The sequence below is a fragment of the Acetobacter indonesiensis genome (assembly GCF_000963945.1).
Lineage (GTDB): Bacteria > Pseudomonadota > Alphaproteobacteria > Acetobacterales > Acetobacteraceae > Acetobacter > Acetobacter indonesiensis.
In genome coordinates this window covers 84302-97275 of the sequence record NZ_BAMW01000026.1, presented here as the reverse complement: position 1 = coordinate 97275, position 12974 = coordinate 84302, and the positions used below count along the sequence as shown (strand labels likewise).

13 protein-coding genes and 1 tRNA gene are annotated in these 12974 nt (G+C 52.1%); 11 read left to right on the top strand and 3 right to left on the bottom strand.

The window, feature by feature from the left end; translation table 11 throughout:
* Positions 1–64: 64 nt before the first annotated feature.
* The gene (locus tag Abin_RS08630) at positions 65–1744 is read left to right on the top strand and encodes a S10 family peptidase (RefSeq protein WP_048845946.1); all 1680 of its coding nucleotides are present in this window, start codon (positions 65–67) and stop codon (positions 1742–1744) included.
* A 337-nt stretch (positions 1745–2081) separates the two neighbouring features.
* On the opposite strand, the gene Abin_RS08625 is transcribed toward Abin_RS08630, so the two are convergent.
* Positions 2082–3575: a PepSY-associated TM helix domain-containing protein gene (locus Abin_RS08625; RefSeq protein ID WP_146867651.1), complete on the bottom strand. Its 1494-nt coding sequence runs from the start codon at positions 3573–3575 to the stop codon at positions 2082–2084.
* Between the two features lie 15 nt (positions 3576–3590).
* Complete coding sequence (locus tag Abin_RS08620; protein WP_048845940.1) at positions 3591–3923, bottom strand: hypothetical protein; 333 nt, start codon at positions 3921–3923, stop codon at positions 3591–3593.
* A gap of 177 nt (positions 3924–4100) precedes the next feature.
* On the opposite strand from Abin_RS08620, the gene Abin_RS08615 reads away from it, so the two are divergent.
* The 8 genes from Abin_RS08615 (at position 4101) to Abin_RS08585 (ending at position 9729) form a co-directional block, all read left to right on the top strand.
* Positions 4101–6275 (top strand): TonB-dependent receptor, encoded by a 2175-nt coding sequence (locus Abin_RS08615; RefSeq protein WP_048845997.1) that lies wholly within the window; start codon positions 4101–4103, stop codon positions 6273–6275.
* 143 nt (positions 6276–6418) lie between these two features.
* On the top strand, positions 6419–6811 hold the full coding sequence (locus Abin_RS08610) for a hypothetical protein (RefSeq protein WP_048845938.1): 393 nt from the start codon (positions 6419–6421) through the stop codon (positions 6809–6811).
* Complete coding sequence (locus Abin_RS08605) at positions 6808–7224, top strand: cell wall hydrolase (RefSeq protein WP_048845936.1); 417 nt, start codon at positions 6808–6810, stop codon at positions 7222–7224. Before Abin_RS08610 ends, Abin_RS08605 begins: the two co-directional genes overlap by 4 nt.
* The gene (locus Abin_RS08600) at positions 7221–7502 is read left to right on the top strand and encodes a hypothetical protein (protein WP_052948197.1); all 282 of its coding nucleotides are present in this window, start codon (positions 7221–7223) and stop codon (positions 7500–7502) included. The genes Abin_RS08605 and Abin_RS08600 overlap by 4 nt, the downstream gene beginning before the upstream one ends.
* A 72-nt stretch (positions 7503–7574) precedes the next feature.
* A complete protein-coding gene (locus Abin_RS08595) occupies positions 7575–8138 on the top strand; it encodes a hypothetical protein (protein ID WP_146867650.1) in 564 nt (187 codons plus the stop codon).
* Between the two features lie 193 nt (positions 8139–8331).
* Positions 8332–8679, top strand: coding sequence for a hypothetical protein (locus Abin_RS08590; RefSeq protein ID WP_174766854.1), 348 nt, complete (start codon positions 8332–8334; stop codon positions 8677–8679).
* A gap of 22 nt (positions 8680–8701) precedes the next feature.
* Positions 8702–8827 (top strand): hypothetical protein, encoded by a 126-nt coding sequence (locus tag Abin_RS15845; RefSeq protein ID WP_255319314.1) that lies wholly within the window; start codon positions 8702–8704, stop codon positions 8825–8827.
* 143 nt (positions 8828–8970) lie between these two features.
* Positions 8971–9729, top strand: coding sequence for a hypothetical protein (locus tag Abin_RS08585; protein WP_084593543.1), 759 nt, complete (start codon positions 8971–8973; stop codon positions 9727–9729).
* Between the two features lie 248 nt (positions 9730–9977).
* Here Abin_RS08585 and Abin_RS08580 read toward each other — a convergent pair.
* Positions 9978–10064 (bottom strand) — tRNA-Leu (locus Abin_RS08580).
* Positions 10065–10374: 310 nt separating this feature from the next.
* On the opposite strand from Abin_RS08580, the gene Abin_RS08575 reads away from it, so the two are divergent.
* Complete coding sequence (locus tag Abin_RS08575) at positions 10375–11331, top strand: complex I NDUFA9 subunit family protein (protein WP_048845931.1); 957 nt, start codon at positions 10375–10377, stop codon at positions 11329–11331.
* 193 nt (positions 11332–11524) lie between these two features.
* Entirely contained in the window at positions 11525–12973 is a 1449-nt protein-coding gene (locus Abin_RS08570; protein WP_048845930.1) for an NAD(P)-dependent oxidoreductase, read from the top strand.
* The last annotated feature ends 1 nt before the right edge of the window (position 12974 follow it).

The following is a 12974-nucleotide window of genomic DNA, read 5'->3' as shown; positions in this document are numbered from 1 at the left end:
CCTTGGCTGATCTGTGTGTTTGTTGATACAATGCAACATTATAACATGACGGACAGGATGCATTATGAAACAGACACAGCGGATCAAACTTGGTCTTGCAGGCGTTGTCGCAATAGGGGCGTTGCTGGGAACCACAGCACTGACTTTTTCTGCCTCCCCAGTATGGGCTGAAGATCAGAAGCCTGCTTCTGAAGCATCCAAGCAGAAAGATGCCGGGCAGGATTTTTTCACAAAACCCCAAAGTGTTACCTCCAATGGCTCCGTTACGGTGCATGGGGCGCATATTGAGTATCAGGCTGTATCAGGCACATTGATTGTTCACCCAAAAGGGTGGGATGATTCTGCCAGTGCAGATGACGAAAAAGATAAAAAGCCCGGTGCAGCAGCGTCAATTTTCTACGTTGCCTATTTCAAAAAAGGAGCCGCTGCGGAAAACCGGCCTATTACCTTTATTTATAACGGCGGCCCGGGGTCTTCCAGCGTGTGGCTGCATATGGGTGCTTTTGGCCCCAAAAAAGTTGTTACGGCGGATGATGCGCATACACCAGCAGCGCCGTATAGCATTGTGAACAACAATGACAGCCTGCTTGACGTGTCCGATCTGGTGTTTATCGACGCGCCGGGCACAGGCTATGGTCGCCTGACAGGAACCGACAAAGAAAAAGCCTTTTTCGGCACCGACGCTGATGCCAATGCGTTTACAGACTTCATTGCGCAGTTTTTGTCCCGCTATGGTCGCTATAATTCTCCCAAATATCTGTTTGGCGAAAGCTATGGCACAACCCGTTCCGCCATTGTTGCCAACCAGTTGGCGGATGACAAAGGTATTGATCTGAACGGCGTCATTCTGCTGTCCCAGATTTTGAATTATGATAACGATATTGATGCCGCACAGATGAACCCGTCTGTCGATCAGCCTTATGTGCTGTCATTGCCCAGCTATGCGGCAACGGCATGGTATCATAAACGCCTGCCCACGCAGCCGGCTGATCTGAAAACGTTCCTGCAGGAAGTCGAGCATTTTGCCCTGACAGACTATACCTCTGCGTTGCAGGACGGAAACGCCATTACGCCAGAAAAGCGCGATGCCGTTGCCCAGAAACTGCATGATTACACTGGTCTTCCGGTTGATTACATCAAGAAAGCTGATCTGCGCGTAAATGGCGGAGAGTTTGAAAAAACGCTTCTTGGTGATAAAGGTATCGACACAGGTCGTCTGGATAGCCGCTTTTCTGGCCCCACAATGGACCAGTTGGCGCAATATCCGTATTACGACCCGCAATCTTCCGCCATGTCTTCTGCCTATATTGCAGCGTTTAATGACTATGCGCGGAACAGCCTGCATTACGGCAACAGCCCCGCATTTGGTAACGGGTATCAGGAATACAAATTCTTTTCTGATGCCATCATGAAATGGGATTTCTCGCACAAGCAGCCGAATACGGATTTCCCTATCCATAATGCGGTGAATGTGCTGCCTGATCTGGCGTCTGCCATGAAGCACAACACCAGTCTGAAAGTTATGCTGAACCAGGGGTATTTTGACCTCGGTACGCCTTACTTCCAGGGTATTTACGAAATGCGCCATCTGCCGGTGTCTTATGACCTAAGCAAAAACGTGCAGATTGTACAATATGAATCCGGACACATGGTCTATGCGCATCAGGATTCTTTGGCGCAACTACATGATAACGTGGCAAAGTTTATTACCAGCACATACAAACCCACTTCAGCCGCGAAGTAACAAACGATCCTTTTTCTGCCAGAGATAGTCTTTGACAGAACAGGTCTGAAAAAACGGGGAGCTCTCTAGTGGAGAGTTCCCCGTTTTCGTTTCAGTAAGACCATCAGCAGGCTTATGCTTATACCCGCCATCGACCCCAGCCCAAACCAGTATAAGAGGCCGTAAGCAACGTCCCGGGCCAGGCACAGGAATAACCCCAGCAAAGGTCCGACAATCCGCAGACAGAACAGAGCCTTCTTTTTCTGGTTCGACGCAGGAAACAGTTTCAGTGTGCGGGGTTGCAGACTTTCATGCGCCCAGAAACTGATAGCCCACAAAAAAAATACGCAAAATGCCGTCATACGCTGCGTCGCTTGAGAATGGTCAAACTGAAAAGCGCGCTAAGGCCAAGCAGAAACACTAAAATATCTAACACATAATAGCGTGTGGCATCATGCAGCCATGAATGTGTCTGGCTGCAAATATCAAGGGCGGGAACGCCCATCGCCATGATTGCTAGTGCTGTTATCTGAAGTTGCCACCCAATAAGCGGCTTTTTCAGTATTGAAAATAAAACGCCATGAAGACAGCTAAGCGCCCACAATGCAAAGAAAACATCTGTTTCTGCACTTAACCGCTCTGGCATGTTAACGGGCAGCAGGCGATTAGCCCAGAATAGCCCCATAATGCTGATGGGCAGGCCAATAAAGGTCGCAAGTGTCAGCCCTTCAGCAAGCCTGAACATGATTCTGTTTCCAGCGTTCTTGCGCCGTTTGATCAGAAAAAGAACAAGACCGCTGGCCATAAGAACGGTGCAGGCAAAACCAGAGACAAAATAAAGCCACAGCAGAAGGCGCGTTGAAAAACGGGCATAATGCAGACCATGTATCAACTGCGTTGTTTTGGCTGCTGCGCCGTTCTGAATGTGGGTGCCAAGATAATGCCCATCCGCACGACTGAAGGAGACCATATCGCGGCTCAGAAAAAGGCTGGCTTCATCACTTCTGAAAATACGAATTTCTGTTTTAGAAAACAGGATCAGTTCGCATTTATCTGTTTGTAAACGCTCTTTTGCTTCAGCAATAAGCGGAGCCAACGGGGGCGGTAGCAGGTCTGTTTGCTGTGCAGCCGCTTTGCGTCCACCTTTTGGGCGATCATCCGCCTTTTGCGCTGTCTGTTCCGAGTGCCGGGCAACAAGCAAAGGGTGAGGCGGCAAAATACCACGCGCCCGTATGGCCGTGCCCGTGTAAGTGATCATGATAAGAAAAGGCAGAAACAGAACGCCCGTAATCAGATGGGCATCCAGCCATGCACGCGGGCGGGCACCAAAAGGGCGAAACACAATCAGGTCTGGCCACATGGCTTTGATCTGAATGGCAATGCCGGACCCGATAGCCACCAGCAGACATATCCCTAAAATAGTGACGATCGTGCAGCCTAAAACCGGCCCGCTGCGAAGCGCGAAATGGAAATCAAAAAAGAACTGCCCCCCGGCTGTCTGTCGGGCGGGAAACAGGTGCCCATCAATCGGGTCAAGCACCGGGCCGATAAATTCGTGCCCGTCATAATGCAAAACGCGGATAACCGGGTCACGCCATGATGGCAGTGTTATGAAAGCAAACCGGCCCTGTTGCTGTTCGGCCTGCATGGTTTCGGCAGCATGATGCAATGCCACTGGGGTGGCAGTAACGGAGTTGGCTTTAAGAACAACCTCTGGCTGCATCCATTGCGTTATTTCTTTGTCAAAAACGGCCAGTGTGCCTGTTGCAAAAATAGCAGTCAGCACCAAGCCGCCAAGAAAGCCGACCCAGCTATGTAGCCAGCCCATATGGGTGCGAAAGGTTTCACGCATTGTTATGGCGGCCACTTACAGAAGGCCACGGCATACGACAGCACCAATGCCGCAGCAGACCAGCGCAAGCCATAGCCCCCATTTATAGGTGCGTGCCCCATAAGCCACCAGAATCAGCAAGGGTAGCAGGGCGGTGGCAATCACTTCTCCTACATTCACGGCTATACGGTTTTCTTCACCGCCCCATTGCAAACTGGTGATCACGGCAAAATGGGCGGCTACATACGCAAGCACGCAGGCGCACGCCAGCCATCCAATACGGCGATAAACCGTCTTGCGTTTTTCAGCCTTTTTTGTCCGTGCTGACACGGAAGCAGGCTGCGTGCCGGGGCTGGCAGGTTTAACCATTGATACTCTGTTAGGGTTTGGATGCCACAGTGTTTAGACAGAATTGCATCAAGATGCGAATCTAATGTTGAGAATAGCTCTTAATCGCGTATATGAGGTGCGGCAATTCGAAAATGTGAGAAAGTTTTGAAGATCATGACAGGCTCTCTGGTGCTGTGGCAGTCCTCGCGGAAGCAGATGCTGCGGATTATGCTTGCTTCTGTCTGTATGGCCTCCCTTACGGCGGGAGCATACGCGCAGTCGGCAAAGCCAGCAGACAGCGCCGACAGCGCGGCTGGCCAAACCAGTCAGGCAGCCAGTCAGGACGAACAGATTGTGGTCAAGGCCAAGCGCCGTAACCAGATGGAAGTCATAAGTGGTGGTCAGCTTGGTGCGCTGGGCACAAAAAAAGGGCTGGATGTGCCCTTTAACATCCGCAGTTACACATCCAGCCTGATACTCAACCAGCAGTCTCAAACTTTGGGGCAGGTGCTGGAGAACGACCCATCAGTCCGTACCACGTATGGCTATGGCAATTTTTCGGAAATGTTCGTTATTCGCGGTTTCCCGGTTTATGGGGATGATATCGCCATTAATGGCCTATACGGCATTACACCGCGCCAGCTTGTGTCTCCCCAACTGTTTGATCAGGTACAGGTGCTGAACGGTGCCAGTGCGTTTCTGAACGGTGCTGCGCCGGGTGGTTCCGGAATTGGCGGCAACATCAACCTGATGTTCAAACATGCTGAAAACACGCCTATTACCCGTGTTACGGGCGACTATACCAGCAAAGCCATTGGTGGTGGCAGTCTGGATGTCGGGCGTCGTTTTGGGCAGGATAAAGCCTATGGCCTGCGCCTGAACGTCGCTGGTCTGTCAGGGCAGAGCGCGATTGATCATGAACGCAGGCATAGTGCCGTGCTGGGTGCGGATTTCGATTGGCACGATGATAAAACGCGTATTTCTCTTGATATGAATTTCCAGAATCAGGGCGTGAACTGGGGTAGGCCGGGTGTGTTTCTTGGCTCAGGCGTTACCAAAGTGCCGCGTGTGCCATCGGCCTCACACAATTACGGTCAGGCATGGACGTATAATGACCTGAACTACATTTTTGGTATGCTGAATGTCGAGCATGATTTTTCAAAATACCTGACAGCCTATGCTGCCTTTGGCGGTATGGGTGGCGATGAAAAGGGTGATTATTCATCACTGACGGTCACGAACGGGCAAACAGGTGCTGCCACAAACGGGGCCATGTATGTGCCGGTGGTGCAGACAAACGAAAGTACGCGTGCTGGTGTTCGGGCCCATTTCTATACCGGCCCGGTCAAGCATGAAGTCAACGCTGGTGGCTCCGGTTTGTGGGAAGAATTTGATACAGCTTACGCGATGGCTTCAGGCTCTATCGCCTCTAACCTTTATCACCCAACTTATACAAGCCGACCAGCCAATGCTTATATTGGTGGGAATGTCGATAACCCGCAGCGCAACAGCTTTACCCGGCTTTATAGCCTGTATTTTTCAGACACGATGTCTTTCTGGAAAGATCGGATCTCTCTGACAGCAGGTTTCCGCTATCAGAACATGCTGCTGAATGGCTACGCCTATAATGGGGGTGCCATGACCAGCCATTATGACCGGGATGCCATCACACCGGTTGTCGGGCTGGTTATTCGCCCCACCCGTCAGACGTCCATCTATTTCAACCGGATTGAAGGCCTTGCGCAAGGACCGCAGGCAACAGGAAATGTTGTCAATCTGGGGCAAATCTTCCCGCCCTATAAAAGTGTCCAGTATGAAATCGGTGCGAAATACGATACAGGTCGTTTCAGTACTACACTGGCATTTTACCAGACGTCCCAACCTAATTCTTACACAGAACCATTCGGGAATACAGGGCAGCTTATTTTCCGTGCTGACGGTATGCAGCGTAACCGCGGGGCTGAACTGACAGTCAACGGCCAGATTCTGCCGGGCCTACGCTTCAATGGCGGTGCCACGCTGATTGATGCCAACCTGCGGAAAACTGGTGACGGCACTAATAATGGGCATACCGCAATTGGCGTGCCAAACTATACCATTAACGGAAACCTTGAATATGATCTGCCTTTCCTGAAAGGTGGAACCGTTATCGGGCGCGTTGTAAACACCGGGAAACAGTGGGTGAATACAGCCAATACGCTCCACATTCCTGTCTGGACACGGTTTGATCTGGCTCTGCGTTATACATTTGCGGTTGAGCACAAACCGCTGACGTTGCGTTTTGGTGTCGATAACATTGCAAACACACGTTACTGGGCTTCAGCCTTTAACGGGTATCTGCTTCAAGGCCTGCCCAGAACTTTCAAATTCTCTTTCACGGCTGATTTGTAAGGCCGCGTTTCAAAGCCTGTAATACTCTTGCTGGCGCGCGTGGTCAGCGTTAATGCAGAGACAGCTTGGTAGAGGTCTTTTTTTAACTCTACCGTTTCTGAAACCACCTCTCGGGGTGGTTTTTCTGTTTCTGGACACCCAAAATGCAAGATGTACGATGCGCCACAGCCGAAGAGGTTGCGGTTCTGCGGGAGCGCGTAGCCCGTGTGGAAGGAGGGCATGACCATCTGCGTGATGGTCTGGATAGCCTGTCCCGACAATTTTCTGAATTAAGGCGAGACCTGACGCAGGCTATTGATGAAAATGCCGCCTGTACCCGGCAGGAAATCATGTCCCGCGTAGAAACTATTGGGCGCAGCACCCAACAGCGCGATGCCGAGGTATCAGACCGACTTGCGCGTATAGAAGGGGGTATCCGTCTGGCAAACTGGCTGACCGTGACAGTTATTGCAATCGCAACAACATTGTTGAGCTGGGCCAGAATGGGTGACAGCTTCTGGCATATGTGGGCGCATATTCTGGCAACCCATGCATGATGTCCGCACAGCAGATAGCCGCCCGTACCGCGTGGGGAGAGGCCAGGGGCGAAGGCGTTTCTGGCATGCAGGCGGTTCTGAATGTGATTCAGAACCGTGTCATGCACCCGGGGTGGTGGGGGCGGGATGTTGTGTCGGTCTGTCAGGCCAATCAACAGTTTTCATGCTGGAACAGGCAAGACCCGAACAGAGCAAAACTGTTATCGGTTACTGACAAAGACCCGCAGTTTTGCGTTGCCTTGCATCTGGCAGAAAAAATGAATGGATCTGCACTGCCTGATTTAACGGGGGACGCGGACCATTATTTTGATTGTCGTGGGGGCAGACCGTTCTGGGTACAGAAGAAATTTTACCGAAAAACAATAGGCCATCACGCGTTTTATCGCGTTGGTCTGCACGGAGACGGGCAATGAAGCAGGCGCTTATCACAGGCGGTAAAATTAGTGGCATTGCCGCGGCTGTGCCTCTGTTCCTTTCACAAGTTCCGGCCCCGTGGGACACAGTTGTTTGCGCCGTTATAATTGTTTGCGGTGCAGTTACAGCTGCAATCCCTGCACCAGAAGAACAATCAGCCTGGTTTCCCGCTTATAAAGTGGTTTCTATGATTGGTCTTAACTTCGGCTGGGCGGCTAATCATCTGACCATATTACACGGCGGTGCGGCACAGTCTGACGAAAGCCAGAAAAAATAAAAACAGTTTTTTAAAAAGACACAGATTTCCACACGCTGCTGCAAGGCAGCGTTTTTTATGGAGCATCTTTTCATGACACGATATTCTCGCAGACAGGTTTTGCATGCGGGCGGGGCAGGGTGCGTGCTCGGGCTGTTAACGGCGTGCACTCTCCAGTCAGACGGGCCGGTTACGTCTCTATCGTTAAATATTGCAAAAATTCAGGCCTATGCTCAGGCAGGCTACAATTTTTCGCAAATGCTACTGTCTATTCCTGTCGTTGCTCAACAACTAGGTGAGGCTGGTTGCGCCTTTGTGAAAACAGTTGGCCTGAATATTAACACTGCATTGGATGCCCTGATTGCCACAGCAGGTGGTGCCTTAACAGTTTCCTATAATAACGCATCTGTCAAAACGGCTTTTCAGTCTATCCTTTCAGATATTCAGATGCTTGTTTCACAAGCCGCGAATATTTTGAACACACAAGGTAAGTCTGATTCTATCAGCCAGAAAATCCAAATGGCCCTCACAGCGGCGCAGACTATTGTTTCGCTGATGCTGGCTATGATCAGGTCTTCAGTGGTTGCCAAAGCGGTTCGGCCTGCCATGAACGAGCACGAGGCCCTGCATTATTTTGGTGTGGACTGTCCTGCATGATCTGCAAACTACTCAGCATTCTGTGCGGCATGGTTATACAAACCATTTTTGTAATTTTCTTTGTATGGGCAAAGCGGAAACGCCAGTGGCCTGAGGGGTGAGGCGCAAAACACTTTGCTCGCTTCTCTTTGTCCCTGTTTTTGTGGCCTCATGCGCAGGGTCAACACTGCGCGCTAAAAAGGATTTGATCGGCTTGTCCCGTTCAGACCTGATTGCGTGTGCAGGCATCCCGGATGGGGCTATGACGCTGAAAGATGAAGAAGTATTAGAATGGAAGCAGGAGCAACCCACACAAGGTAGCTTTTCCCTTAAAACTCCCTTTTCTTTCGAAATCGATTTTGGTCCTAGTGGTTTGTGCCATGTCGTGGCGCGCTTGCGGCATGGCTTCGTCATACAGATTGCTTATACCGGCCCGAGCACAACTATTTTAGGGCCTTATCACGCTTGCTGGTCGCTGGTTTCTGCGTGTGTGAACTGGCGAGATGCTCTGAAGCTGGACGTTAATCGCAATCAGGGAACAATGTTTCCCCAAAGACGTTAACCGTAAAAACAGGGAGTGTTCTATGATGGAAAAACTATCTGAAGACTTTCAGAAGCGGCAAAAACCGGTCGCGCGTCTTATTGTATCGGCCAGTGTCGCGCTTGCAGTCTTTTTTATGATGATTGCGAAAGCAATACGCAAAAAATAATCTCGACCCGATCTCTTTCTGCTGGAAATAACAAAAACAGCGGGAAGAGTTTTTTATTTGCATTCTCTTGAATGAAAGCAGCCATCAGGCTGCTTTTTTAGTTCTACAGCGTCTTTTAACGCACGCTCTCTTTTCGGAATGTCATGCAAAGAAAATTAGGATGTCGCCCGGCAGAATGCCGGGTTGGGCAGCCGCGTCTGTCGTCCTTGCGGATGATGGCGCGGTCTGCCCCTGTGCGTCTGTTGCGTAACCACATCAACCCGGCCCCCCTGATGTTGGGAAATGACAAAGTAGGAAACTGTACATCCGTTGGTCTGGCCAATCATATTCGGGCAACAGCAGCCCTTGCGGGGTTTCAGGTTGATATAGTGCCTGAAAATGCAATCAGCTTTTACAGCCGCTCAACCGGATATGTACCCAGCCGCCCGGAAACTGATCAAGGGGGTGTTGAAGTCGATGTTTTGGCGTGTGCCTCTCGGATCGGGTATGATGTGCCACATCAGCGGTTCTACCCTTTATGGGGGTCATCGGAACCTGAAGATCTGAATGCCTTGCGGTTAATCGTTGCCGGTTTTGGGGCTGCTTATGTCGGTGTGCAGCTTGCACAGGCTGACCAGATGTCGGGTATTTGGGATACAATAACCCCCGGCAACCAGCAGCCCGGATCATGGGGTGGTCATTGCCTTCTGGTGTGGGAGTATACTGGCACAGCGGATGATGACCTTGTCACTGTGTTGACATGGGGCATCAGGCAGAAATGCACATGGCGGTGGTTGCGGTCCCGCCTAATGGAAGTGCATGGCGTTATCTGGCCTCAGCTTGTGCTGCCAGGCGGCCTTTACCCTACCGGAGATGACTTGGAAAAACTGCGGGCCGAGAACGCGGCTTTTCTGGGAAACTGACACAACCCCCATAGGTTGTACCCACTATCCACAGGCTTACCCACGTAAGCATCCGCAGAATCTGGGGATAACTATCGTGTGCCAGATAAGATGACGTTCTAGTGGAAACATGCTTTGATCTTGATAAGATCAGACGCTGTTAGAGCCATAATTTTTCAGAAAGATATCGTGCAAACGGGACGGGGAGAGATGACCGTCTCAGCCAGACGATAGATACAAAAAAACCACGGCGAACCGTGGTTTTTTTTTGGTGCCCAGAAGAAGACTCGAACTTCCACGACCTTGCGGCCACAGATACCTGAAACCTGCGCGTCTACCAATTCCGCCATCTGGGCTCAGACTGGCAACCCGGTGTCCCGGGCTGGTGAAGGGGGATTTACCCTGACTGTCTGGGGGCGTCAACAGGGAAAATAAAAAATTCTGACAGATTTGTGTGGTGGCCTGCTCTGGCCCTGTGCGGGTGAATGGCACACACTGAAATTCATCTGCCTGACCGGTGCACGCGCAGCGTGAAGCGGTGCCCGGAAAACGGCAGAGTGCTTTGCTGTGACCTTCAGTAAAGCATGGGCTGACCATCTGGTGCCAATGATGTGGCGTGTTCTGAAGCAGCCCGTCAGAAAACGAATGTGAGCAGGAGAGTGTGAAGTGAGCACAGCCAAGATTGCCACGGTATTGGGTGGAAACGGTTTTGTGGGGCAGTATGTCGTGCAGAATCTGGCGGCCGCTGGCTATACAGTGCGTGTTGCCAGCCGGCGGCCCGATCGCGCGGCGTTGCTGCGCCCATTAGGGCGTGTTGGGCAGATAGCCCCTTTCTATGCGTCGGTGCTGGATGATGCGTCTGTGGCGTGTGTGGTCAAAAATGCATCTATTGTCGTGAATCTGGTTGCTGTCCTCGGTTCAACATCCCGACAGGGGCTGGAAGCTGTCAACGTACAGGGGGCGGAGCGCGTGGCTCGCCTCTCCGCGCAGGCCGGGGTGGGCAGCTTTGTACAGATGTCTGCGCTGGGCGCATCGCCATCAGCGGCTTCTGCTTACGGTCGCAGTCGCGCTGCGGGGGAGGACGCTGTTCGTAAACATCTTCCCAATGCGTCTTTTGTCAGGCCTTCCGTTATTTTTGGGCCGGATGATCACTTCTTCAATCTGTTCGGCACTTTGGCTCGTTATCTTCCTATTCTGCCGGTTTATGCGCCTGCCGCGCGGTTACAGCCCGTTTTTGTTGGGGATGTCGCCCATGTGGTGTCACGTGTGGCGCTTGACCCTGCGCTGGCGGGTAAAGTCTGGTCTTTGGGTGGCCCAAATGTGCTGACCATGCGTCAGATTTATCAGTGGGTACTGAAGGAGACGCGGCGCAACCGGATTCTGTTTGCCGTGCCGCCTGCATTGGCAAAAATTCAGGCAAGTATTTTTGAGCGTTTGCCGGGTAAACTGATTACCCGTGACCAGTTGCTCATGCTTTCAGAAGATAATGTTGTGCCCCCCGGCCAGCCCGGCTTTGCGGATCTGAATATTGCGCCCCGTAGCATTCAGACCACAGTCCCCTTCTATCTTGACCGCTATCGGGCGGGGGGTGGTCGTTCTGGTGTTCTTGTTCCAGAACAGTAAGTTAGAGTAATATTGGTCCGATTTGGTATGTAAATCGTATAAGATTTAAGGGTGAAATTGGTCTGATTTCAGGAAAAACGAAGAAAGGGCAGCAATACTGTCTTTTCAAGTCGGGGGCTAAGGCGCTACCTGATGTTCGCTTGTTTTGAGGGGTGAAGTCTGTCTGGCGCGCCCTTTTTCCAGGAATTGCCTCATGACCACACCGATGCTCAAATTTATCTCTGTTGCGCAGAAGCAGCCTGAAAAACGGACCGCACAAGACCGGCGCGCCGACTTCAATGAAATTTATGAAGATTTTCAGCCTGTTGAAGCGACCGAGCAAGCCAGCCGGTGCTCGCAGTGCGGCGTGCCCTTCTGTTCCGTTCATTGTCCGTTGGGGAACAACATCCCGGACTGGTTGATGCTGACGGCTAACGGACGGCTGGAAGAAGCATATGAGATTTCTTCCGCAACCAACACCTTTCCTGAAATCTGTGGCCGCATCTGCCCGCAGGACCGCCTGTGCGAAGGCAACTGCGTTATCGAACCCGGATTTGAAAGTGTTACCATTGGTGCAGTCGAGCGCTATATTACTGATACCGCTTTTGAAAATGGCTGGGTCAAACCCACCCGTCCGGTAACTGAACGCGCAGAATCTGTCGGGATTGTCGGTGCTGGCCCTGCTGGTCTTGCTGCGGCGGAACGTCTGCGCGCCATGGGGTATCAGGTGCATGTGTATGATCGGTATGACCGCGTGGGCGGCTTGCTGGTTTACGGTATCCCTGGCTTCAAACTTGAAAAGGAAATTGTCGCGCGTCGCCACGCCCTGCTGGTTGAAAGCGGTGTCACGTTTCATCTGGGGCAGGGGATCGGCAGCGGCGCGGACGAACTGGCCTTTGCCGAACTACGCAACCGGCATCAGGCTGTTCTGATTGCAACCGGCGTTTATAAATCCCGCGAAATTGGCGGCCCGGGTGCAGGCCTTGTCGGCATTGAACGTGCGCTTGATTACCTGACGGCTTCTAACCGTCGTTCTCTGGGTGATACCCTGCCAGACGATGCCAAGGCTCTGGATGCCGCAGGCAAGAACGTGGTGGTGCTGGGTGGGGGTGATACCGCAATGGATTGCGTGCGCACCGCCATTCGTCAGGGGGCGAAGTCGGTCAAATGCCTGTATCGGCGTGACAAGGCCAATATGCCAGGCTCTGCCCGTGAAGTGAAAAATGCGGAAGAAGAGGGCGTGCAGTTTGAATGGCTGGCCGCACCTGAAGCCTTTGTGGGGGACGATCACGTCACAGGCGTGCGGGCTATTCGCATGAAGCTGGGTATGGCCGATGCGACAGGCCGTCAGTCTGTTGAAGCGCTGGAAGGCAGTTCTTTCACGCTTGAGGCTGATCTTGTCATCAAGGCGCTGGGGTTTGACCCAGAACCCCTCCCGCAACTGTGGGATGCACCAGAACTGGGCGTTTCGCGTTGGGGCACGCTGAAAGTGGGGCAGGATAGCTTCATGACCAGTCTGCCGGGTGTTTTTGCCGCAGGGGATATTGTGCGCGGGGCCAGTCTGGTTGTGTGGGCCATTCGCGATGGTCGGGATGCGGCAGAACGCATTCACACATGGATTAAAGCAAACGCACCGGCTGCCGCCGTGGCAGAGCAGGGATGAA

Coding starts and splice junctions, on each gene's coding strand:
- Abin_RS08610 (WP_048845938.1), top strand. CDS start 6,419: ATGCAAGATGTACGATGCGCCACAGCCGAAGAGGTTGCGGTTCTGCGG.
- Abin_RS08585 (WP_084593543.1), top strand. CDS start 8,971: ATGCAAAGAAAATTAGGATGTCGCCCGGCAGAATGCCGGGTTGGGCAG.
- Abin_RS08570 (WP_048845930.1), top strand. CDS start 11,525: ATGACCACACCGATGCTCAAATTTATCTCTGTTGCGCAGAAGCAGCCT.
- Abin_RS08620 (WP_048845940.1), bottom strand. CDS start 3,923: ATGGTTAAACCTGCCAGCCCCGGCACGCAGCCTGCTTCCGTGTCAGCA.
- Abin_RS08625 (WP_146867651.1), bottom strand. CDS start 3,575: ATGCGTGAAACCTTTCGCACCCATATGGGCTGGCTACATAGCTGGGTC.
- Abin_RS15845 (WP_255319314.1), top strand. CDS start 8,702: ATGATGGAAAAACTATCTGAAGACTTTCAGAAGCGGCAAAAACCGGTC.
- Abin_RS08615 (WP_048845997.1), top strand. CDS start 4,101: ATGCTGCGGATTATGCTTGCTTCTGTCTGTATGGCCTCCCTTACGGCG.
- Abin_RS08595 (WP_146867650.1), top strand. CDS start 7,575: ATGACACGATATTCTCGCAGACAGGTTTTGCATGCGGGCGGGGCAGGG.
- Abin_RS08630 (WP_048845946.1), top strand. CDS start 65: ATGAAACAGACACAGCGGATCAAACTTGGTCTTGCAGGCGTTGTCGCA.
- Abin_RS08605 (WP_048845936.1), top strand. CDS start 6,808: ATGATGTCCGCACAGCAGATAGCCGCCCGTACCGCGTGGGGAGAGGCC.
- Abin_RS08600 (WP_052948197.1), top strand. CDS start 7,221: ATGAAGCAGGCGCTTATCACAGGCGGTAAAATTAGTGGCATTGCCGCG.